This is a genomic window from Vibrio sp. HI00D65, assembly GCF_001635455.1.
In the GTDB taxonomy this organism is placed as follows: Bacteria; Pseudomonadota; Gammaproteobacteria; order Enterobacterales; family Vibrionaceae; genus Vibrio.
Genome location: NZ_LWEH01000091.1, coordinates 162,966 through 182,060 on the forward strand (window position 1 = coordinate 162,966; position 19,095 = coordinate 182,060).

Consider the following 19,095-nt stretch of genomic DNA (forward strand, 5'->3'; position numbering starts at 1 on the left):
ACGTAAAAGCCTTACCGTATACTAACGTCCGCCTGCAATATCAATAAATGACCCTGTCACATAAGAAGCGTCATCTGACAGTAACCATGCGATAGAGTTTGCGACTTCTTCTGGCGTACCACCTCGTTGTAGTGGCAATTGTGAAGCCAACCTATCTACTCTACCCGGCTCGCCGCCATCGGCATGCATTTCAGTATAGATACAGCCAGGTCTTACACCATTGACACGGATGTTTCTTGACGCCAGTTCAAGAGATAAGCCTTTAGTAAGTGAGTCCATTGCACCTTTCGAAGCGGCATAATCTACATATTCAAATGGCGCTCCGGTGCGTGACGCTGCAGACGATACATTCACAATAGAGCCAGCACCATCCGCTTGCTTGATAAAAGCTTTACTGCAGAGGAAGCAGCTCGATACATTTGACTTCATGACCTTTTCAAAGCGATCCAGTTCTATCTCTTCTAATGCAGATTGAGTAAACAAGATACCCGCATTGTTAACCAAATGAGTTACAGGCCCGAGTTTATTGCGTGCAATTTCAAACAAGGATTTAACGTCTGATTCAACCGAAACATCTGCACGTACACTGATAGCAGTACCACCTTGTTCTCTAATTTCATTAACCAGTGCTTCAGCTCTCGATTCATTTTGGATGAAATTGACACAAACCGCATAGCCTTGTTTTGCTAAAAGCTTAGATGTTGCAGCTCCAATACCTCGGCTTCCACCGGTAACAATTACGACCTTGTTCATGGACTCCCCTAACTTGCTGACTTTTTGTTTATCTGATTGTTGTTATGCACGTACGCTTCTGTGAGATCGTGTTGTGACATTTGATGTTATTGTTTGAGTGATTCAGGGCTGACTAACTGAACCCATTTTGAGCGCCAGTCTTGCGGAGCAAAGCCATCTGGCCAAAACTCGGTTTGCTTTTGGATCAAGCCGTCAACTACGGTATGGAAGGTAATCACGCGGTCATTAAGAACGCTGTCAGTCACTGACACATCGGTAACAACAGTATCGCCCTCACATACAATCGAGTTGAGCGTAAATTTCCATACATCATTTGCTGGGTATTCAGAGTTGATCGCTGTGAAGTTATCTCGCCCGACGGTTAGCTCAGATGACTGTGGCCAATAACCTTGGAAATCCTCCGCCAACCATTCGCTCGCTTTTGCAAAATCGTTAGTACGCATTGCATCCCAAAAATTTAGCACCACCTCTTTTGATGTCATTACCTAATCCTTTATGTTCGCTATTATTCTGATTTAACACACATTAACGGTGGAGCTAGGCTTCAGCAAATACCGAGCTTAAAATAATACTAAAACCTTGTCAGGCCGCATGTTTTTGGTCATGGCCTCCATTCTACAAATCGTCTATTTTTCATCGCGAGCCGTGCAGATTAAGTTGCTGTCAATACTCCACACCGATCGACATTACCATGTAAAAAAGATTGCTGTCTATGTTTGGATCTCAGCTTTATCAATTTGAATATATGCGTATAATCCCCCGCTCCATGCGCTATCAAGATGAACATTAGCGCCATAACACTATTTCTTATTGAGTACCCCATGTCGAAACTATTTTTCAAAGGCCGTATCGAAACAAGACAAAACCACGTCCTTGCAGGCTACAACGTAAACCGCGATGTAAAAGCGGGTACTGAAGAAGCACCAATCAAAGTAACGGTTCAAAACGAAACTCGCAAAGCTGAAATCGAAACACTGGCTGAAGAGCAAGAGTTCGTTGTTGAAATTACAGTAGACGCGCAACAAGAAGAGAACACCATCGAGCTTGATACATTCCTAAATAAGCCAAAAACGATGACGTTCGAAAAGACACCTAACCGCAACGACCCATGCTCTTGCGGTAGCGGTAAGAAATATAAGAAGTGTTGCGCTTAAGACTTCTGAATTGAATTGCCAATAGCAAAACGAAAGACAACGGGAAGATCGCTTAGATCTTCCCGTTTTTATTTACTCAAACCCTACATCAATCTAGATTGTCCGGCGTCTCTAAGTAGGTACCGCATCGAGTACATTTGTAATCTCCCGTTACTCCATTGGAAATAAACCCAGACAAGATAAACGAGTCTAGCGAGCCAAAGCCATCGATGGTCCAGCTGTCGGAACTCAGTATAGACAGGCTCATAACTCAGTTTGCTGAAAGGAGCACCTTTCTTGCGCGTGCTATGACCGTGTCCTAATACATATACCCTAACCAATCGACTTTCCCGGAAGGCCAACTCGCCCCACTGATCGATTTAACATAAAGGTCGTCAACTTCCTCAACAGCGATACCATAATTTAAATGCTCATTGAGTCTTAGCCAAGAATGGTCAGCAACGACTCTGTTGTAACCTTGCGACGAATAAAAACTGTGTAACTCAGAGATTAAGATAATGAAGTCAACATCCCTCTCCTTTGCATAAGCATCAAGCTCACAAAGCATTGCTGAACCAAGGCCTTTACCTCGAACGTCCTCGGCGATACAAAAATCAATAACACCTAGTACTTTAAAAGCATGGCCGCCAACGTTGATCATTCGATAGTCAAGGCCAAGATAACCAACCAACTTACCTTGTTCCAGTTGGAGCGCACGCATATGGGGTAATTGCTTGAAGTATGAACGTTGAACCTGATGCTCTGGAAATGCACTGTTCCTGAGTGTGGTAATCGCTTGATGCTGTTGTTTGCTTACTTCAATTTCAGATATGATTTCCATGTACTTCCTTTTCCAAATGAACTCCCGACACATTATGAGACTAGAAGTTAGTAACCCAAGGTCCCTGCAACTCAAAGGTCTGATTATCAAAGTCGATACTCCCTCGAACGCCAAGTGGCGTGACCAACATTGGATGAGTGTGGCAGCTATCAAACCCGTACAGTATCGGCACGCTTTTACCGTTTAACACTTCAAGAAGCACATCAAGAGGTGTTCGCTCTGTTCCTTTATCATCGAACAGCTCATGCTTACCTAAGATGATAGCGCCCACCTTATCAAATACTCCGCAAGCCAATAGGTGTGCAAAAGAGCGCTCTACGGTTTCGATACCCTTCAATGAGTCCTCGATAAGGAGAATATCGCCATCGAGAATTTCGGGCATATATTGGCTACCCCATATCCCAGCCATCGTACTCAAGTTACCACCAATCACTCGGCCACTAACTTTTCCTTTGCCGATAAACTTCCATTCATTGTCATAGACTGACTTCGCGGAGTTCTGAGTTTCCCAATCATGTTTAATATCCGTCCATACCTTGGGCATTATGTATTGACGTTGACTTGTACTCTCGCACAACAACTCACTGAATGATTGGAACGTTTGATCAACCAGCGGTGGAAACTCACCAAATGAGGCAACAAGTGCTGGACCATAAAATGTGACTAAGCCAGTTTGGGCATGAATCGCCAATAGCAATGCGGTTACGTCGGAGTAACCGATGATGATCTTTGGATCATTTTTGAGTGCCTCATAATCAATATACGGTAATAACGAGTTGCTATTATTGCCGCCAATTGTAGACATAATGCAGCGAACTTCAGGATCTCGAATCAGTTGGTTTAGCTCTTCGACTCTTGCTTGAATAGAGCCAGAACGGTAACCATCAGACTTCCCCGTCAAAGAGCCCTCAACCAAAGTGAAACCTTTTGATTCCAAGTAGTTTTTAGCGCGAGCAAATCGATTGGGAGCGAACACTGTCGCAGGGGAAGACGGTGAGAAAAAACCAATTTTGTCACCGATGTTTAAAGCCTTTGGGTAAATCACTTCCTTTGTCCTCCATAACAAAAAGGAAACGGCATAATGAGCCTTATTAGCTGAAGTTTTAGATGCTAAAAGTTAGGTATCAACTGAAACAAAATCTCATAATATCAATGCCATGACTTGGTGCCGCACTTCTCACACTGATATTGATATTCTTGGTCTATGAAAAATCCAGGCGTGTCTTTGTCGTCTTTAAAGAACAGGTTTACGATATACTCCATTAACATCCCTATTTTCCACTGTCTTACTTCTGATTCCGCCTGCTCCTTTTGCTCCTCTACAGAGCTGCTCATAGCAAGGTGTGGAGTCATTGAGTTACAGCTTTCACAGTAGTATGGGTGTTTAATGTACTTACTATCAATCATTTATATAAACCATTGTGCATTTATAAAGTTGATTGCATAGTAACAAGCTAACGTTGGATTATCTAACTTATTGTATTGATCGACGTCTCATGGCATGTAGTTACGCTACACAAGACGACGAGAGTGCCGTGGCTAATGTGTCACCTTGCTAAAGAAGGTTAACTATAAATCGAGCTTCTTTACTGTGACGGTGTATGTCCACACATCAGTGTCGTCATCACCAAAACTCATACTCGCTTCACCACCCTCAGGCTTGAGCACGAAATCTGGCATCTCACTGTAGCTTGATCCACTTTTATTAGTGCATGACATCGTGGCCGATAGAAGAATCGTGTTGTCGCTATGTTCAGAGAGCGTTCCTGTATACGAACACTCATCAACGCTCGTGGTAAGCGTCTGGCCAAGGTAATCAAACTTAACCGATGGAAAGTCGCGCTTTAGGGATTGCTCTACCACTACAACGGTCATTTCATAACTACTGCTTGGTAATTCACTATCAGCAAATACACTGCTTGATAGGCAAAGCAGTGATAACGCAAAGATTCTATTTTTCATTAATTGATGTGTCCCTTTTAAACTTGAGGATCTTCGCATAACGCCATGGTAGAGCCACAAGTTTTTATTACATGTGCTTGGGTGGAAACTTCTTTGTCATGCCTTGGCTAGAAGGAGATACAAGCTTATAACCGAGTTTCTCATAAAACACTGGTTCATCAGCAATCATGGAAACATACGACCCTTCCAGTGCCACAGAAGATAGGTAATTGTCGATGTATTCCATCACTTTTCTACCTAAGCCCTGCCCTTGGTAGATTGGATCTACGGCGACGTCAACCACTTCAAAATTACATGCACCATCACCGACAACACGCCCCATCGCAATGAGTTGGTCACCATCTCGAATTGAGATGCCGTATAAACTATTTGGTAAAGCGATTGTGGCTGCTTTTAGTGACTTCGGTGACAATTTTGCTTTCACCCGCATCTCACAAAACTCGTCTGGATTAGGGACTCTCTCTTCGTATTTGAACGCCATTTTTACTGCTCCTTTTGATGAGCAGTGATAATACACACCGCAACTGTATAAATAAACAGTATCTCGATATTTTGATGAGAATGTCACAATCTAAAGGGCATATAACAGCCCAAAGGGGGATGATGTCATTTCTTGTCCATCGACCTTGGCAAGCTGGATTTAAATTTACTTCAATAACCCTTGGTCGGCGGCGGCTTCAAGTTGAACTTCTAGTTCGCTCCATAGTGCCTTGCTGCCTTTAGAGATGCGTTCACCGTTGAATGTCAGTACCTTATCTTTAGATATATTGTGCTTCTTCCAGCTATGACCGCCACCATGGATGTTATGGAGTAAAGGGGGCACTCTATCGATCGCTTTACCGAACCTTGCTTCCGGTGACTCACCCGCTTCAAATTCTAGCCATAACTCCAAATATTCGGATCTTAGATGGCTCGGTAATGACCCAAGTAAATGCTCGACACAGTTTCTCTCTTTAAGTTTGTTTTCTTCTGTTTCACTGGCATAGATAATCGTGTCACCTGCATCGATTTCACCGAGGTCGTGTATCAGCAACATCTTCATCACTCGGGTAATATCGATCTCTTCATTCGCATAGTCTTTCAGCATCAGAGCACTCAAACAGACATGCCAGCTATGCTCAGCGGAGTTTTCATAGCGATCCAGACCCACAGGCCTCGTTTGTCTATGAACATCTTTCAACTTTTCCACTTCAGCCATGAACTCCAAAATGCCTTTGATTTCTTCCACTATACGCTTCCTTAACTTGAATTGATGTTTTAAGAGATGAATAGGGTTACAGTGATAGTTTTACCCCCACCGAACCGACATCTTGTAGTAAGAGACTCCCGATTTTTGGAATTCAACGCCTTCGACCTGCATCTCAAACCTTTGATAGAAGCCCAAAGCAGTTGTGCGAGCATCACACCAAAAATAACACACTTGATCCGCTTGTAGGTCTTTGATGATGTGTTCGATGACCTTTGAGCCAACACCCTGCCCTTGATATTCTGGCAATGTGGCAAACTTACGAAGCCTGGCTTGCTTCTCTTGAACATAAATAGAAGCAACACAAACTAATTGGTCATCAATATAAGCACCATAATGCGAGGCATTCTCATCGCCTTCTACCGCACAAAACGACATTGGTTTGCTTGGCCACAGTACTTGATGACGAATGGGCAGCACATCAGCAGCTGAAATTTTGGTTATGTCCATGTTGCTCCGATACCATTTGGTGTTGGCTTGTAAGATTCAGGCTTATCGATTCGCTATCGGGTGATCTGGATTTAATTGCAGAAGATCCCATAGGTTTCCATAAAGGTCTTCGAACACCGCCACAGTTCCGTAGCCTTGCTCTTTCGGCTCTCGAACGAATTTGATTCCCAAAGACACCATACGTTCATAGTCACGCCAAAAATCATCGGTATTTAGGAATAGGAATACACGACCACCAGCTTGATTACCGATAAAGTCCAGTTGCTCGGGCTTGGATGCTCTCGCCAATAATAGGCTCACACCGCGTGAATTAGGTGGAGCAACAACAACCCAACGCTTATCTTCTTCTGGTAAGTAGGTATCTTCGATAAGCTCAAACTTGAGTTTGTTTACGTAGAAATCTAGGGCTTCATCGTAGTCTTTTACGACAAGTGCAATATGGACAATATTTTGTTTCATAACTTACCTTGTTATGGGTGTGGGATGTAATTGACATGTTCCCTCCTAAGAACAAATGCTGCTTTATATTTTACCTTTTGGTAAACGACCAGCTACAGCTGCCAAAAACCGAGTTCAACACCACTTTGAATGACAACAGCACACATTCCGTGACGTGGTAACTCCATTGGTGGAACGGCAACTTCAGCACCCAACTTTTCAGCGGCGTTTACTACAGCTTCTATGTCTTTCACCAGTGTGTAATGACGAACGACTGGCTCCTCAGTTTCACGAAGTGGTCCCCTCACACCAATAACCCCACCATTTGAAAGCTTAGCGGTACGAGCACCCCCTAAGTTCACATCCGCATCACTAAACTTCACATCGTAGATCTGTGCGTAAGTTGCACAAACCGTGTCTATTTCGGGGGTAACAATTTCAAGATATTAAACTTTCAATGCCTTTCCTTTTGATTCCCAGTTGCCTTTTGATAAACAGATTTAAGTTAAGTACTGATAGCTCCACGCATAATGAACTGTGGGCCAGCAGCGCCCCCTAGGTACTGTTCATTAGTATCTTCAAAACCACCTTTAACATAACAGTTATAGGCTGCGGGATTTTTACAATTAACCGTTAAGTAAATCCAATCATACCCTTCGTAATTGGCTGCTAGATAAGGAAATAACGCTTTCACTGCGCCAGTACCTAACCCCTTACCTTGTTGGTTTTTATCAAGAGCAAACGCCCTTAGACCAACACTACCTTCAGGACAAAATTTGTAGCCAGCCGGGTAAGCAACATCAAGCTTAAAGAAGCCCACCACCTCATTGCCATATTTAATAATATGTAGATGCGTGGTCTCACAACCGTCTGACAAAAAGTCCATTGCTGTTCCTGCGAACTTAACCTGCTCATCTGCAAGCTGAATTTCATTAACTTGCTCAATATGAGCATCATTAAGCCTTTCGATAGTAATCATTGTTATTCCTTTATTCGCTATCTATTCGTGTCTCATTAAAAGCGATATTTTTACGAATACCTCGTAAACCAATTAAGTTTCCAAAAGGGTCCTCGACTTGGCACATCGTTAATCCACCTTCGATCTCCATTGGACCTCTGTATAACTGAGATCCAATTAACTGAAAATGCAAAAGTGACTTGTCAAAATCCTCTGTAGACCAATAAATGACTGTTCCCTTTTTACCAGAGCCAACTTTCTCATCCGTTTGTACAATCTCAATAGAAAAACCATTGATATCTAGAGTCGTAAAGTCAGAAGACGGATGATAAATGGCGACTGACTCGGGAAAGGCGGCTTGATACCAGCTGAGTCCTTGCTCGATGTTTGGAACATGAATCAGAATTGCTATTGGTCTGCTCATGTTAGCCTCCTGATTGACTTGGGCCTTTTACCCTTTAGTTTGCTGCGTCATTGTTAGTTCAGACACCGACTGACCATCAATTCGATAGTAGTCTTCCATTTCGCCGACAACAGTAAACCCCGTTCTCAAATAAAGATTTTTAGCGGGAACGTTGTTTGACAATACATTAAGGTCTAGCCAATCAATCGCTTCGTGCTCTCGGCAATATTGAGTCGCCACATCCATTAACTTGGAACCTAAGCCTTGCTTTCTCACGTTGCTGTCGACCCCCATGCCAAGCAACACCCGGTGTGAACAGTAATTGCCATTATGATGACGCAAGTCGATATGGCCGCGAATAGCACCATCCGAATCTTTAGCTAACCAAATTTTTCGCCAACCATTCTCTCCAAACTCAAACTTAAACCCATCAGAAAAACGAGCCTTTTGTGCTTTCGACATTTTACACTCGGACTTTGAGACTGGCTGGAATAAAGGTGTTTCTTCTAATGCGATTTCTGACAACTGTGTATCTAGATACACGAATAAATTCTCTAAATCAGAATGTTGTGCTTCTACTATTTTCATTACTACTCCTATTCCAACTTCGCCTAAAAATGGCAGAAATGTTTTATCGCGTTACTCATTGAGTATCGTTCATGCCAAGCCTAAAGAATCAATATCAATTCACAGCAATGCCCCGCGTGTCAGTTAAAACTCGTCATAGGTATCGCGAGAGCTCATATCTGGAAAATCAAAATTAAGATTATTATCGTCTTCCAAGATAAACAGAACACGTCCATTTTCCACGCCTGTTTCATTTCGATCAGAACATCCGAGGAAGAGCTCCCAGTCGAACGCATATTCAAGACGGTACTGGTTATGATTCACATGTTGCACACTTTTGATTTTGATTCCGTTGACCACTTGTGCCATATCATCGATGTACGACAGGTCTGGAACCAATTTATCCTCAAATTTGCTCTTGTTGTCAGCTAAAAAATCGGCCAGCTCAGAGCATAGTTCTGGACCATGAATCAAAGGTTGAGATTTATAGATAAACAACATTTCCTAATATTCCTGTAGCGAGTTGGAGTGATGGTACTAAAATCAGCATAAAAGACTGACTTCCAGGCTATTAAACAACGACCTTTGCATAACTATGTCTGTCCATATCTACCACCTCAACGGTGATCGATGCTCTGCTGAGGGACAAAGACAGCAATTGCGTCATCACTGTCTCAGAAAGCATTGCTTTGTCTGTGTCATTTCGGCCAGACAATATACGCACAGTCACATGGATAAAATCTTCTTTTTCCGTACCCGTTTGGTAGTTCTCATAAGCGATACTTCGAACTTTAATGTCTCGTCCATCGGCTTCGAATAACTCTGAGTTTAGTGCTCCTAAAAACACTTTCTTGTTCAGTTGCTCGGCGTTAATTGTCGACGAGTGTTCGATAATACAATGAGGCAAATCTTGCTCCTTTGGTTAACCTAGTTTTAGTTATGTGCTGCTTTTTCTGACACAATAGATCCGTTAGGCGTTACTGTTACCCGAGCTATTAAACGAGTACATCCGCACTTCATCACGTGGAAACCAGCCTAACTTTTCATAGAATTTCTGAGCGTTAATATTATCGTTATACACGAATAAATGTGTCTTGGGTACACCTACCCCAGCCAATGCGTTAACCGCTTCAGTTACTAGTTTGCAACCTAGTTTTTGTCCTCTAAATTCAGTACTTACCGCTAGATGCTGCAAATAGCCACGACGGCCATCCGTCCCTACTAACACCGCACCAACCACACCTTGTTTAGACTCTGCAACGAAGCTCAAGCCAGGGTTGCGCTCAAGATAAGTCGCAATGCTCTGTTTTGAATCTGCATCGCGAATACTCATACCTTCGGTTTCGCACCATAGGTTAATCACAGAATCATAATCAGCGATGCACATCTCTCGAATATTAATCACTTCACTTACCTTATGTCTGTTTGTGTTCACCCTTGCCCTATATGATTACTCTGTTAGCGACTTAGTGAGAAACGCTAATGATGAGTCTAGAGGGTAATTCTCAAGCACCATTTGGCATTGGTAGCCATGCTTCTCATAAAAAGGTTTAGCTTGGAAACTTAACGTGTCGACCAATGATGACGTACAGCCTTGGGACCGTGCGTACTCTTCTAGGCGTTGCAGTAACTGGCTGCCGACCTGCTTGCCTCTCATTGAGTCATCGACCCAAAGAAACTTGATTAATAGCCAGTTTCCCCAAAGATCCGCAATAACACCACCGAGCTTAACATCCCCTTCCATGGCGTAATAGGCCACTTGAGATTTAGGTATGCCTTCAAGAAATGGCGTATTGTGTTTGATTAGGCCAGCGCGAACTTCGCTGATGTCACAGTCTGATGGCTCGGTATCTAACGTGTATTCCATTTGCTAAGTACTCCTAGTCTGTCGAGTTGTATAAAATAACTCATTCATTATTGAAACTTCTGCCGGGGCAACAAGCCAGTCTTCAAATTTTTTTGGCGATCTATTGCGTAGATTGGGGGATGGGTACCTGACGATAAAAAGGTGATGGCCCAGGTTAGGGTTACAGTCCATATGGTCGCTAGATGCTTAAAGGGACATTTCTTCATATGTATTGATGACTTTTATGGTGTCACTTAAGTCATTCTTTCCATTAAACTCATGCTGGATTGCAACAACATCACAACCACTTGCTTTACCTGCTTGAATACCTGCAGCTGAATCTTCAAACACGATAGTCTGTTCTGGTGAAGCGTTAAGCCCAGATAAAGCAAGATTGTATGCTTCGGGATCTGGCTTATGGTTAGTCACATCTTCCTGTGTGATAACTAGGTCAAAGGTATCTTCAAGCTTTAACGAGATTAAGATATTTTCAACCATCCAAGTTGCCGCAGAGCTCACCACACCACATTTTTTGCCAGCAAGTTTCAAGCTTTCGAGATAAGCCTTAGCACCATCATTCAGTTCAAGTTGCTCACCTAGCATTTGCTCATAGTGTGAACGAAAAGCTAGATTAAACTCAGACAAACTTGGAGCTATGTCAGCATGCTTGAAAAAGTGGTTTGTCACCACCTGCCAACTTTCTCCCATCACCTCTTTGTAAATATTGTGGTCTACCGTTGCACCATAATCTAGACATGCTAATGCGAGAGCCTTGCCTTTTAGAGGTTCTGAATTAACCAATGTACCGTCCATATCAAATAGGTACACTTCATACATTTTCAATTTACTCTCCTTGTGTCATTTGCTCATCATTGTACTTTCTAGTTGTCGCTAATCCTCGAGGTAAGAATATGATCTTCCCATTTCCCTGCGATTTTCAGGTATTTCCTGGCGTAGCCTTCTTTTTCAAAACCAAGCTTAAACAAAACTTTTTCACTCGCCTTATTACGTGGCATATAGGTCGCCATAACTCTATTGAGACCGACAACATCAAACATGTATCGAAGTGTGACCTCAAGAATTTCAGTCATAAAACCTTTACCTTCATATTTTTGTGCCATGTGATAGCCCAAAAAGCATGCCTGAAAAACACCTCGAGCAATGGCGGTATAACTGCAGACACCGACAACTTCTCTCGTTTCTTTGTCGATTGCGACAAATTTAATCTCTTTCCCGGACTCGAATAACGCTTCACTGGCATGACAAAAGTCTTCCCAATACTCCAAGGTATAGAATTGCTCGTCACGTATGGGAGACCAAGGAGCTAAATGGCAGCGATTTTCTAGATGATATTGTAAAAGCGCTGCCGCATGTTTCTTACCCATTGCTTCAATTTGAGTTCGAGCCGTTTCTAACATTTCAACTACTCTCCTTTTTTGTGTACCAATCTGCATTACTTTTGTTCGTTTGAGCAGCCCAATGTATTAGGCCTATAACCCAATGCATCTAAATCGACACCTTGCTCTGACAGCAACTTCTCAAATAAAGGCAATAGTGGACCTAAGTTTTCGTTTAAAGTATCACGCACCGTGTCGACAACAACTTGAGTACCACGCTCGATTTCTATATTGACGAAGTTGCCTACTGATTTCGATGAAAAGACGGTCATTCGACGGGTTTCTGGGATTAGCCAAACCTCAAACCACCCTTCAACTTTATTAACGTCAGAAACGGTTAAGCTTGCTCCATTGATCGCAATATAACCTTTTGGGAATACATATCTTTTCCACTCATCAGGAAGCGCTAAGCGCACGCAGTAGTTATCTTCAATTTGGGATATTTGGATGATTGCAACATTAAAATCAACATGCCCAGAAAGTGGGTGACCGCCAATTTCAGCACCGTCTCTTGCCGCCCTCTCAGCGTTTACTGATTGACCAGTTTCATAATTGCTTAAGGTAGTAATTAATAGACTTTGCAGCATGACGTCAAACTTCACTCGAACGTCTGACAGCAACTCAGTAACGGTCAAACACACACCATCAATTGCGATACTGGCGCCAATTTCCAAATCGTGACAAAAGCTTGTTGGAAACTCTATGACGAACGTTCTTATTCCGTTGTTATCGCTGACTTCAGCTATGTTAGCAACGGTTTGTACAATACCTGTAAACATATCTTCCTTCTTATTGCGTTTAGTTTTGGCACAAAGTGACGTTTGACTAATACCCAACGACACTAGCTTAAATGAAAAGCCTGTTACTCAGCACAGATCTACTTAAGCACAAAGCTTTGGTTGGTTAAGCTCTGGCTTTACGTTTTTTGTAAGCGCGGTGTCATTCAATTGCTGAGTGATTAAGTATGTTATCGGTGTGCAATTTTCGGGTAACTCATCACGCTCAAACCAACGCAACTCTCGACACAAATGGGGCTCAGCATTCTCTATGTCGCCACCCCATTTATGGCATAGGTAGAAATAGTGACAAATGGGTAGCTCTGGGTCAGAGACAATCGCGAAAAGTGCTAAGTTACTCACGTCAACCGCAACCTCTTCGCGCGCTTCTCGCTCTGCTGCGGTCCGAGGTAACTCCCCTTGCTCTATTCTTCCAGAAGGGAATCCCCAGTATTGGTCGAACGCATCAGTATTTTGACGAAAACCCAGTAAAAATTTGGACCCTGATACAAAGATAATTTGAACTATATTTTTCATAAATATTACAGTGTCGAATGATAATATTTAACCATCTCGTCTTGATTGATCGCTTGGCCTTCAGATTTTTGTTGATCTTTAAAAATCTGAGCTAGTGACGGCAAGATAGAACGCTCTATTTTGAACGTATCAGACCAAAGCTTGCCTCTCATTATCGCCTTAGCACAATGAAAGTACATAGATTCTACTGCGATTTTAATCACGACTTTTGGGGCTTTCTTCCCATCTAGGCAAGCAGCAAGCAAGGTTGGATCGGTATGGATGCTGGCTTTACCTTTAATACGTACCACTTCATCAATCCCATTAACCATCAGCAGTAATCCTACTTCAGGGGTGTTGATGATGTTTTTTAAACCATCAATTCGATTGTTGCCCGAACTGTCAGGTATTAGGACCGTAGACTCATCGACAACCTTAATAAAACCGGGCTCGCCACCTTTTGGAGAAAGATCGCTAAAGCCATACGAGTCTGTCGTTCCCAATACAGCAAAATGGCAATGGTTGATCATAGTAATAGCATGCGCATCCAGTACTGGAAGTACTTTATTTTGAGCTCTTTTACTAGGCTCAGCATAAAGCTCATTTAATTGTTCCAATGTTTTTATTTCACTCATTGTTAAGCCTCTTCGTGCACTTTTGTGCATCTAATTTTCACTATAATTACAAATTTTTTAATGACTCGCGCAGTTTCTCCATACTTTGGATGCCGAGTTCACTACTTTTCCAACCAAATTGATCGCCCTCAAATCTTGGAAAGATATGTAGATGATAATGAGACAACTCATTAAACTCACCGTTATTTTGCAAGAATGAAATACCATCAGGTTTAAATGCCTCTTCAATACGTCGATACACCTGCCTAGCGACAGAATGAATTTCAGTGAGAACAACTTCTGGTACATCGATATAGTTGGTGTAAGGGTGTGTGGGACAAATCAAAATATGCCCAAAGTTGATCGGATTGTGGTCAGCAAACGCAACCACATCATCAGATTCGTAAACAATTGCAGCTTCTATCTCACGGCTAACAATTTTCTCGACTATCGTCATTTAAAGTCTCCAAGGTTCTATTTTGAGCGTTAACCTTTTTAAAGGGTTATAGCCATACATCGCGCTTAATTACTTTTTAAGTGATTTGTACATGATATAGCTGCTCACTGCGCCTAATTGAGGATGCTTATAGGCCTTGGGAATCGATCCGATAATACTAAAGCCAAGCCTCTCCCAAAGCTTGATTGCCGTTTTGTTCGTCGACACGACACTGTTGAATTGCATCGCCTCAAAGCCTAATTCAATCGCGACTTGTTGCGAGTGCTCGCACAAAGACCGAGCGATTCCCTGCCCCCTTGCCTCTTCAGAAACCATGTAACCGCAGTTACAAATATGCCCGCTTGGCCCCATTGCATTGGGCTTTATATAGTACGATCCTAAAACAACGTCGTTCTCGGTATAGACATAAGTTTTTAATGGCTGTTCACACCAAAGCGAAAAGGCTTGTTCTATCGTCATTTCTGGATCAAAAGCATAGGTTTCTTGTGCTTGAATCACTGCCGAGAAAGTAGGCCAAAATGACTCAAAGTCAGATTTAGACATTTCCCTGATCATGAATTTCCTCCTAAACCAAATTGATGGCAACACGGATTCTACTACCGCCAAGTTGACACATTTATGTGGTACTTATTTATCGGAGGCGCCCTGTTAATAATTCGTATGTTACAAAAGGAGACCGCAGCAGCAAAAAGTCGAAACTGGGTGATTAAAAGAAGTTATAAACCTTAGCTAACTGGCTCATATATTTCCGTAACATATTGACTAACATAGCAAATATGCCACTAGCCCGGATAGATGCGGAAGTGTGTAGTGATACACATTATTAGCAAAGAGCGACTATTAAGAAAACTTTTTATGAGCCAGTTATTAAAGTAAGCCTACCACTAACAAGTTCCAACAGCAGGTTATCTTGGTACTTCTTCCTCAGTGAAGTTTGTTTTGAAGGTAAATGCGTAAGGAGAATCTCCCACTTCTCTAAGATGATCCAAACGTTCAATCGCTTCATTTAGAGTTGGGATGTGATCATCCTTAACCCACCAAAGCACATACGTGTCTTCCGCTAGGCGATGAAACCATTCACCCTTTCTCCGCATAAAGTCCCGATGGTGAGTGCGAAACATGAAGTTCTTTAATGCGTCGACAGACTCCCAGACAGACATATTGATGATCATATTCGGGTCATCAAACGCTTTTATGTTGGTTGCATCGCCAGACTCATCTTTCAGACGCCACACAAACCCTTCACTGCTTTCGGCAATGTCATTTACCAAATCCAAATTATCGACAAAGTCTTTAATCTCTGGTGCATCTAAAGGGTACTTCGCGAGAGCGATGTTTAATTGAGCGAGTTTCACAATGCTTGTTCCTTTTATAATTATGATGAAAATGTAATCGCTTTAATGAGCAATACCTAAGGCGATTCGCTAACCTTAATTTGTCACTAATACTTCATTCTCTAATACGGCAACGACCTGGTCGTTCTGCTATTAATTGTGGTACATAAACGTGTTATGTAGTTGCTAATAAGCTCTGTCGATTCAAATAAAGGGCCAACTGAAAGGGTGAACACTATTTGTCCCAAGAGTACCGAAATACCTCCAAGCCACTTTCTACGAACACTCTATAAATGTGATAACCGATGTACCCACTGGTACCTGATAATCTAACTCTCATTCGTTACCTCAATTAAATGCCAAGCCTTATGTTTCAAGCGCCAGTCATTATTCTTGCGAAAGAGCTCACATGACGTGTGCGTTTAAAAATACCTAGGCAGCGTCTCTTTGAACGCCCTACCATCACTCGTAATGTACATGCAGTCAGAACCTTCAGTCACTGTAAACCCTAACCGCCTATAAAACGTTTTGTCGATATCACTATATAAGAACAACACCGTATTATTTTGATTCTGGAGTAACTCATTCTTTATCATGTTAATTAACTTTGAAGCATAACCTTTGCCTCTTAGCTCTGGAGGTGTAGCTACGGAACCAAGCCCGCAGCTACCATCTTCAAGACCAAACACTCCCTGATAAACAATCAAGGAAGATAAGATTTTTTGATGTTCAAGAAGCACATACCAAGTTCCCTTCTGATACTTATTACTTTTATTACAACAAGCTAAATACTCATCGACAGATGCGGAACCTCCCCATACATCAAAGCCCATAAGATAAATATCATCTAACTCATGAGTGTCTGCAGTTCTTAAAGTCATCATATTAAATTCCCAAATTCAATTACTGCTATTTTTCTTTCAACACCGCGCTACCTCTGCGTGTCGGCTCCGCGAGATGAAGGTAACGTGTAAATGTGTCCTTTGGGCGTTCTAAATTGTTTTCAGCTAACACTCTAGAACCCATGCCTCTGTGGTTATTACCGTGTGTGAGCAAGTGGAGAAGGACTTCTTCAACAGACATTGTCCCTATATAACCATCTACGAAGTTAAACTGAATGACTTTGTCTAACTCATCTTTTGAGGCTGACATTGCATACTGCACTAACCGAGTATCGTTATGAGCCATCCGCTCACGCAGCTCTGAAAAGGAAGGCGTTTCAACCGTATTATCAGCAGTGTATTTTTCCGGTTCTCCTAGGATTCGACTTGTAAAAAGACTATCCACTACGGTCGTATGATTAAGATTTCTTAAGAAAAATATGCCATCGTTTTCCGGCAGTTTTGAAAATTGTCTCTCTCCAAAGTCCAGTAGCTGACTATTTGCCCATTTTTTGTATTCAAATGCTTTAGCAAACTGCATTTATTTATCCTTTTTGGTTTGATTGACTCCCGTGCATTAAGATTTCCATAACCTTTGGAATCAAGCGAATCAACTGTGGAGTTTTAAAGTCCCAACTCTTATCCGCGCACGGGAACGGGGTCACACTTGGTTTGAAAACAAGTGCTGTAGCTTAAAGTTCCGATCGCTTGCACCCTATTTAGGGTTGCGGTATCAAAATAATGTTCTAAATGATTGCTCACGTTTTATGGTTATCAGGTTCTTTTGCAATGAGGAAAGCATCGCTTCGTACAAGAAATTACCCATACTGATGCGCTTCACGCCAAGAGCCTCTAACTCTTTAAAATTTGGTAATTCAGGAACACACATGACATTTATGGGCAGCAACGTGCTATCTACAACGGCTTTAATATCATCGGTTCCTTTGATACATGGAAGAAAAACTCCATCAGCACCTGCTTGCTGATAGGCTTGGATTCTCTTGATGCTCTCCTCTAGAGGCTCTTTTACATCCATTAAAAATGTGTCAATGCGAACATTAATGAATACTTCTAGGTTGGCTTTGTTGAGCATACTTTTAACTTTTCTCAACGTTTGCGAGAACATCATCCAATCACAAAGTCGCCTCTCACGATTAACGACAACGCTATCTTCTATATTGATTCCGACCACGCCAACATTCACCAACTCAGTAATATTGTCATAGATTGCCTGCGGCGTATCTCCGTAACCTGATTCAATATCCACGCTCAGAGATAGATCTGTTGCCTGTGCAATAGCTTTTACCACCGATAGTATCTCTTCAAATTCGATATTTTCGCCATCATCAAGCCCGCGACTGCGTGCAATCGCTGCACTCGATGTCCCAATCGCTAAAAAGCCGGTTTGCTCTGCAATTAAGGCGCTTGCTACATCCCAAACATTACAAATAACGAGTGGTTTTGATGCGGTGTGCATAGTCTTAAACATGTCTGATACTCCTTAAAGTGTTTTGGTTTCAGACATAGGCTAACAACAGGCATACCAAAGAACTCGCCAGTTTCGGAAGTGAATAGTAGATATTAACCCCAGACTCTTTATGTACCGAACAAACAATAAGGCTATCGAATATCTACTCGAAGGGCGGCTTTACCCAAACCACATTTTCATTTGAGGTTGGTATTTCAAACCAAGACCAGAACAACGTTAACATATCAGGGGTCATTTCATACGACTTCCCGTTCCGATCTACGTTGCGCTCCAATGCCCTCTGTCCACATATCTCAAACGATACATCAAGATAATGAACTTCACTTTCAACACCGACTGTCAATGCCCATGTTTTAAAAGCATCTCGGTCTGCCTTCTTCCAAAAACCAAAGTCGAAAATAACAGGGACATTGAGAGAAAACAGCTGAAGTGCAGTTTCTTTAAATAAGTCTTGGAGCGTAGCTAACCGCTTATCGAACACATCTCGTTCCATGTGCTCACCATAAAGAGGAATCATCCACTCATCAATCGAAAAACGAAAAGCGTTATGTTTAGCTGCAAGCTGCTTGGAATAAGTCGTTTTACCGGAACCAATAAAACCACATACGAAATAGATTTTAGCCATAATTCCTCATCATCGGCTTGTGTTATTGGATGACTAGTAGGAAGCACCATTGATCTTACGAACAGGAATACGCGAGATAACTTCATTTTCAGCCATTCTCATATTTACTGCCAAAATATCCTCGGAGCATTTCTCCGTTGTTAGATAGTGCGTCAGGCACCCACATGACTTACAACGGTGAAACTCTACTTCTTTGTCTCCCCAACAGTAAAAATCTGTTGGTTCAATCATATTGATTTGAACTTGCTCGGGAGAAAAGTACGCCCAAGCTGCAACATAACGACGACAAATAGAACAATTACATTCGCCAACTTCTTTAGGGAGTGAACTTAATATCAAACTTACATTCCCGCAGTGACACTTTAACTCCATTTCTTTCCTCTTAAAGAAACTCAACATGCGTCTAAGC

Annotated in this window: 33 protein-coding genes; 1 reads left to right on the forward strand and 32 read right to left on the reverse strand. The window is 42.2% G+C overall.

Going from position 1 to position 19,095, the window contains the following annotated elements:
- Positions 1-21: 21 nt before the first annotated feature.
- Positions 22-753, reverse strand: a complete 732-nt coding sequence (locus A3712_RS09395; RefSeq protein ID WP_063523221.1) for an SDR family oxidoreductase — start codon at positions 751-753, stop codon at positions 22-24.
- A gap of 86 nt (positions 754-839) precedes the next feature.
- Entirely contained in the window at positions 840-1,235 is a 396-nt protein-coding gene (locus A3712_RS09400) for a nuclear transport factor 2 family protein (protein WP_063523222.1), read from the reverse strand.
- A gap of 339 nt (positions 1,236-1,574) precedes the next feature.
- Between A3712_RS09400 and A3712_RS09405 the strand changes: the two genes are divergently transcribed.
- Positions 1,575-1,907: a PBPRA1643 family SWIM/SEC-C metal-binding motif protein gene (locus A3712_RS09405; protein WP_004741022.1), complete on the forward strand. Its 333-nt coding sequence runs from the start codon at positions 1,575-1,577 to the stop codon at positions 1,905-1,907.
- 88 nt (positions 1,908-1,995) lie between these two features.
- Here A3712_RS09405 and A3712_RS27345 read toward each other — a convergent pair whose 3' ends face one another.
- The 30 genes from A3712_RS27345 to A3712_RS09550 all read right to left on the reverse strand — a co-directional run bounded on the left by A3712_RS27345 (position 1,996) and on the right by A3712_RS09550 (position 19,058).
- Complete coding sequence (locus A3712_RS27345; RefSeq protein ID WP_157618731.1) at positions 1,996-2,154, reverse strand: hypothetical protein; 159 nt, start codon at positions 2,152-2,154, stop codon at positions 1,996-1,998.
- 51 nt (positions 2,155-2,205) lie between these two features.
- Positions 2,206-2,727 (reverse strand): GNAT family N-acetyltransferase, encoded by a 522-nt coding sequence (locus tag A3712_RS09410; RefSeq protein WP_063523223.1) that lies wholly within the window; start codon positions 2,725-2,727, stop codon positions 2,206-2,208.
- Between the two features lie 40 nt (positions 2,728-2,767).
- Positions 2,768-3,772, reverse strand: coding sequence for a S66 family peptidase (locus A3712_RS09415; protein ID WP_063523224.1), 1,005 nt, complete (start codon positions 3,770-3,772; stop codon positions 2,768-2,770).
- A gap of 104 nt (positions 3,773-3,876) precedes the next feature.
- Positions 3,877-4,134, reverse strand: coding sequence for a hypothetical protein (locus tag A3712_RS09420; RefSeq protein ID WP_063523225.1), 258 nt, complete (start codon positions 4,132-4,134; stop codon positions 3,877-3,879).
- A 162-nt stretch (positions 4,135-4,296) separates the two neighbouring features.
- On the reverse strand, positions 4,297-4,689 hold the full coding sequence (locus A3712_RS09425; RefSeq protein ID WP_063523226.1) for a hypothetical protein: 393 nt from the start codon (positions 4,687-4,689) through the stop codon (positions 4,297-4,299).
- Positions 4,690-4,756: 67 nt separating this feature from the next.
- Positions 4,757-5,170 carry a GNAT family N-acetyltransferase gene (locus A3712_RS09430; protein WP_063523227.1) on the reverse strand — a complete coding sequence of 138 codons (414 nt, stop codon included), beginning with the start codon at positions 5,168-5,170 and terminating at the stop codon, positions 4,757-4,759.
- A gap of 165 nt (positions 5,171-5,335) precedes the next feature.
- On the reverse strand, positions 5,336-5,917 hold the full coding sequence (locus A3712_RS09435; protein WP_063523228.1) for an HD domain-containing protein: 582 nt from the start codon (positions 5,915-5,917) through the stop codon (positions 5,336-5,338).
- Positions 5,918-5,977: 60 nt separating this feature from the next.
- Positions 5,978-6,385, reverse strand: coding sequence for a GNAT family N-acetyltransferase (locus A3712_RS09440; RefSeq protein WP_063523229.1), 408 nt, complete (start codon positions 6,383-6,385; stop codon positions 5,978-5,980).
- 42 nt (positions 6,386-6,427) lie between these two features.
- Entirely contained in the window at positions 6,428-6,844 is a 417-nt protein-coding gene (locus tag A3712_RS09445; RefSeq protein WP_063523230.1) for a VOC family protein, read from the reverse strand.
- Between the two features lie 92 nt (positions 6,845-6,936).
- On the reverse strand, positions 6,937-7,260 hold the full coding sequence (locus A3712_RS09450; RefSeq protein ID WP_331710872.1) for a VOC family protein: 324 nt from the start codon (positions 7,258-7,260) through the stop codon (positions 6,937-6,939).
- A gap of 68 nt (positions 7,261-7,328) precedes the next feature.
- A complete protein-coding gene (locus A3712_RS09455; RefSeq protein WP_063523231.1) occupies positions 7,329-7,802 on the reverse strand; it encodes a GNAT family N-acetyltransferase in 474 nt (157 codons plus the stop codon).
- A 10-nt stretch (positions 7,803-7,812) separates the two neighbouring features.
- Entirely contained in the window at positions 7,813-8,205 is a 393-nt protein-coding gene (locus A3712_RS09460; protein WP_063523232.1) for a hypothetical protein, read from the reverse strand.
- A gap of 27 nt (positions 8,206-8,232) precedes the next feature.
- Positions 8,233-8,772 (reverse strand): GNAT family N-acetyltransferase, encoded by a 540-nt coding sequence (locus tag A3712_RS09465; protein ID WP_063523233.1) that lies wholly within the window; start codon positions 8,770-8,772, stop codon positions 8,233-8,235.
- Positions 8,773-8,895: 123 nt separating this feature from the next.
- Complete coding sequence (locus A3712_RS09470; protein ID WP_063523234.1) at positions 8,896-9,252, reverse strand: hypothetical protein; 357 nt, start codon at positions 9,250-9,252, stop codon at positions 8,896-8,898.
- Positions 9,253-9,322: 70 nt separating this feature from the next.
- Entirely contained in the window at positions 9,323-9,658 is a 336-nt protein-coding gene (locus A3712_RS09475) for a 5-carboxymethyl-2-hydroxymuconate Delta-isomerase (protein ID WP_063523235.1), read from the reverse strand.
- A 63-nt stretch (positions 9,659-9,721) separates the two neighbouring features.
- A complete protein-coding gene (locus A3712_RS09480; protein ID WP_063523236.1) occupies positions 9,722-10,156 on the reverse strand; it encodes a GNAT family N-acetyltransferase in 435 nt (144 codons plus the stop codon).
- 45 nt (positions 10,157-10,201) lie between these two features.
- A complete protein-coding gene (locus tag A3712_RS09485; protein WP_063523237.1) occupies positions 10,202-10,618 on the reverse strand; it encodes a GNAT family N-acetyltransferase in 417 nt (138 codons plus the stop codon).
- Positions 10,619-10,804: 186 nt separating this feature from the next.
- Complete coding sequence (locus A3712_RS09490; RefSeq protein WP_063523238.1) at positions 10,805-11,434, reverse strand: HAD family hydrolase; 630 nt, start codon at positions 11,432-11,434, stop codon at positions 10,805-10,807.
- Between the two features lie 44 nt (positions 11,435-11,478).
- Complete coding sequence (locus A3712_RS09495) at positions 11,479-12,051, reverse strand: GNAT family N-acetyltransferase (RefSeq protein WP_231891787.1); 573 nt, start codon at positions 12,049-12,051, stop codon at positions 11,479-11,481.
- On the reverse strand, positions 12,051-12,773 hold the full coding sequence (locus A3712_RS09500) for a riboflavin synthase (protein ID WP_063523239.1): 723 nt from the start codon (positions 12,771-12,773) through the stop codon (positions 12,051-12,053). The genes A3712_RS09495 and A3712_RS09500 overlap by 1 nt, the downstream gene beginning before the upstream one ends.
- A gap of 102 nt (positions 12,774-12,875) precedes the next feature.
- Positions 12,876-13,307, reverse strand: coding sequence for an NUDIX domain-containing protein (locus A3712_RS09505; RefSeq protein ID WP_063523240.1), 432 nt, complete (start codon positions 13,305-13,307; stop codon positions 12,876-12,878).
- A 5-nt stretch (positions 13,308-13,312) separates the two neighbouring features.
- Positions 13,313-13,921: an MSMEG_1061 family FMN-dependent PPOX-type flavoprotein gene (locus A3712_RS09510; RefSeq protein ID WP_063523299.1), complete on the reverse strand. Its 609-nt coding sequence runs from the start codon at positions 13,919-13,921 to the stop codon at positions 13,313-13,315.
- 46 nt (positions 13,922-13,967) lie between these two features.
- Positions 13,968-14,357, reverse strand: coding sequence for an HIT family protein (locus tag A3712_RS09515; RefSeq protein ID WP_063523241.1), 390 nt, complete (start codon positions 14,355-14,357; stop codon positions 13,968-13,970).
- 69 nt (positions 14,358-14,426) lie between these two features.
- Positions 14,427-14,912 carry a GNAT family N-acetyltransferase gene (locus A3712_RS09520; protein ID WP_063523242.1) on the reverse strand — a complete coding sequence of 162 codons (486 nt, stop codon included), beginning with the start codon at positions 14,910-14,912 and terminating at the stop codon, positions 14,427-14,429.
- A 350-nt stretch (positions 14,913-15,262) separates the two neighbouring features.
- Complete coding sequence (locus A3712_RS09525) at positions 15,263-15,712, reverse strand: DUF3291 domain-containing protein (protein WP_063523243.1); 450 nt, start codon at positions 15,710-15,712, stop codon at positions 15,263-15,265.
- A gap of 401 nt (positions 15,713-16,113) precedes the next feature.
- Positions 16,114-16,575, reverse strand: coding sequence for a GNAT family N-acetyltransferase (locus A3712_RS09530; RefSeq protein ID WP_082856213.1), 462 nt, complete (start codon positions 16,573-16,575; stop codon positions 16,114-16,116).
- 25 nt (positions 16,576-16,600) lie between these two features.
- Entirely contained in the window at positions 16,601-17,113 is a 513-nt protein-coding gene (locus tag A3712_RS09535; protein WP_063523244.1) for a DinB family protein, read from the reverse strand.
- Between the two features lie 192 nt (positions 17,114-17,305).
- Positions 17,306-18,061, reverse strand: a complete 756-nt coding sequence (locus A3712_RS09540) for an isocitrate lyase/PEP mutase family protein (RefSeq protein ID WP_063523245.1) — start codon at positions 18,059-18,061, stop codon at positions 17,306-17,308.
- Positions 18,062-18,203: 142 nt separating this feature from the next.
- A complete protein-coding gene (locus A3712_RS09545; RefSeq protein ID WP_063523246.1) occupies positions 18,204-18,686 on the reverse strand; it encodes an AAA family ATPase in 483 nt (160 codons plus the stop codon).
- 33 nt (positions 18,687-18,719) lie between these two features.
- The gene (locus A3712_RS09550) at positions 18,720-19,058 is read right to left on the reverse strand and encodes a GFA family protein (protein WP_063523247.1); all 339 of its coding nucleotides are present in this window, start codon (positions 19,056-19,058) and stop codon (positions 18,720-18,722) included.
- Positions 19,059-19,095 lie beyond the last annotated feature (37 nt).

Bases quoted from the DNA above. Each gene is read 5' to 3' on its own strand.
- A3712_RS09445 (WP_063523230.1), bottom strand. From the start codon at position 6,844: ATGAAACAAAATATTGTCCATATTGCACTTGTCGTAAAAGACTACGAT.
- A3712_RS09550 (WP_063523247.1), bottom strand. From the start codon at position 19,058: ATGGAGTTAAAGTGTCACTGCGGGAATGTAAGTTTGATATTAAGTTCA.
- A3712_RS09400 (WP_063523222.1), bottom strand. From the start codon at position 1,235: ATGACATCAAAAGAGGTGGTGCTAAATTTTTGGGATGCAATGCGTACT.
- A3712_RS09510 (WP_063523299.1), bottom strand. From the start codon at position 13,921: ATGAGTGAAATAAAAACATTGGAACAATTAAATGAGCTTTATGCTGAG.
- A3712_RS09505 (WP_063523240.1), bottom strand. From the start codon at position 13,307: ATGAAAAATATAGTTCAAATTATCTTTGTATCAGGGTCCAAATTTTTA.
- A3712_RS09410 (WP_063523223.1), bottom strand. From the start codon at position 2,727: ATGGAAATCATATCTGAAATTGAAGTAAGCAAACAACAGCATCAAGCG.
- A3712_RS09545 (WP_063523246.1), bottom strand. From the start codon at position 18,686: ATGGCTAAAATCTATTTCGTATGTGGTTTTATTGGTTCCGGTAAAACG.
- A3712_RS09470 (WP_063523234.1), bottom strand. From the start codon at position 9,252: ATGTTGTTTATCTATAAATCTCAACCTTTGATTCATGGTCCAGAACTA.
- A3712_RS09420 (WP_063523225.1), bottom strand. From the start codon at position 4,134: ATGATTGATAGTAAGTACATTAAACACCCATACTACTGTGAAAGCTGT.
- A3712_RS09535 (WP_063523244.1), bottom strand. From the start codon at position 17,113: ATGCAGTTTGCTAAAGCATTTGAATACAAAAAATGGGCAAATAGTCAG.
- A3712_RS09465 (WP_063523233.1), bottom strand. From the start codon at position 8,772: ATGAAAATAGTAGAAGCACAACATTCTGATTTAGAGAATTTATTCGTG.
- A3712_RS09440 (WP_063523229.1), bottom strand. From the start codon at position 6,385: ATGGACATAACCAAAATTTCAGCTGCTGATGTGCTGCCCATTCGTCAT.
- A3712_RS09485 (WP_063523237.1), bottom strand. From the start codon at position 10,618: ATGGAATACACGTTAGATACCGAGCCATCAGACTGTGACATCAGCGAA.
- A3712_RS09455 (WP_063523231.1), bottom strand. From the start codon at position 7,802: ATGATTACTATCGAAAGGCTTAATGATGCTCATATTGAGCAAGTTAAT.
- A3712_RS09460 (WP_063523232.1), bottom strand. From the start codon at position 8,205: ATGAGCAGACCAATAGCAATTCTGATTCATGTTCCAAACATCGAGCAA.
- A3712_RS09520 (WP_063523242.1), bottom strand. From the start codon at position 14,912: ATGATCAGGGAAATGTCTAAATCTGACTTTGAGTCATTTTGGCCTACT.
- A3712_RS09515 (WP_063523241.1), bottom strand. From the start codon at position 14,357: ATGACGATAGTCGAGAAAATTGTTAGCCGTGAGATAGAAGCTGCAATT.
- A3712_RS09530 (WP_082856213.1), bottom strand. From the start codon at position 16,575: ATGATGACTTTAAGAACTGCAGACACTCATGAGTTAGATGATATTTAT.
- A3712_RS09490 (WP_063523238.1), bottom strand. From the start codon at position 11,434: ATGTATGAAGTGTACCTATTTGATATGGACGGTACATTGGTTAATTCA.
- A3712_RS09425 (WP_063523226.1), bottom strand. From the start codon at position 4,689: ATGAAAAATAGAATCTTTGCGTTATCACTGCTTTGCCTATCAAGCAGT.
- A3712_RS09405 (WP_004741022.1), top strand. From the start codon at position 1,575: ATGTCGAAACTATTTTTCAAAGGCCGTATCGAAACAAGACAAAACCAC.
- A3712_RS09540 (WP_063523245.1), bottom strand. From the start codon at position 18,061: ATGTTTAAGACTATGCACACCGCATCAAAACCACTCGTTATTTGTAAT.
- A3712_RS27345 (WP_157618731.1), bottom strand. From the start codon at position 2,154: ATGAGCCTGTCTATACTGAGTTCCGACAGCTGGACCATCGATGGCTTT.
- A3712_RS09395 (WP_063523221.1), bottom strand. From the start codon at position 753: ATGAACAAGGTCGTAATTGTTACCGGTGGAAGCCGAGGTATTGGAGCT.
- A3712_RS09495 (WP_231891787.1), bottom strand. From the start codon at position 12,051: ATGCAGATTGGTACACAAAAAAGGAGAGTAGTTGAAATGTTAGAAACG.
- A3712_RS09430 (WP_063523227.1), bottom strand. From the start codon at position 5,170: ATGGCGTTCAAATACGAAGAGAGAGTCCCTAATCCAGACGAGTTTTGT.
- A3712_RS09500 (WP_063523239.1), bottom strand. From the start codon at position 12,773: ATGTTTACAGGTATTGTACAAACCGTTGCTAACATAGCTGAAGTCAGC.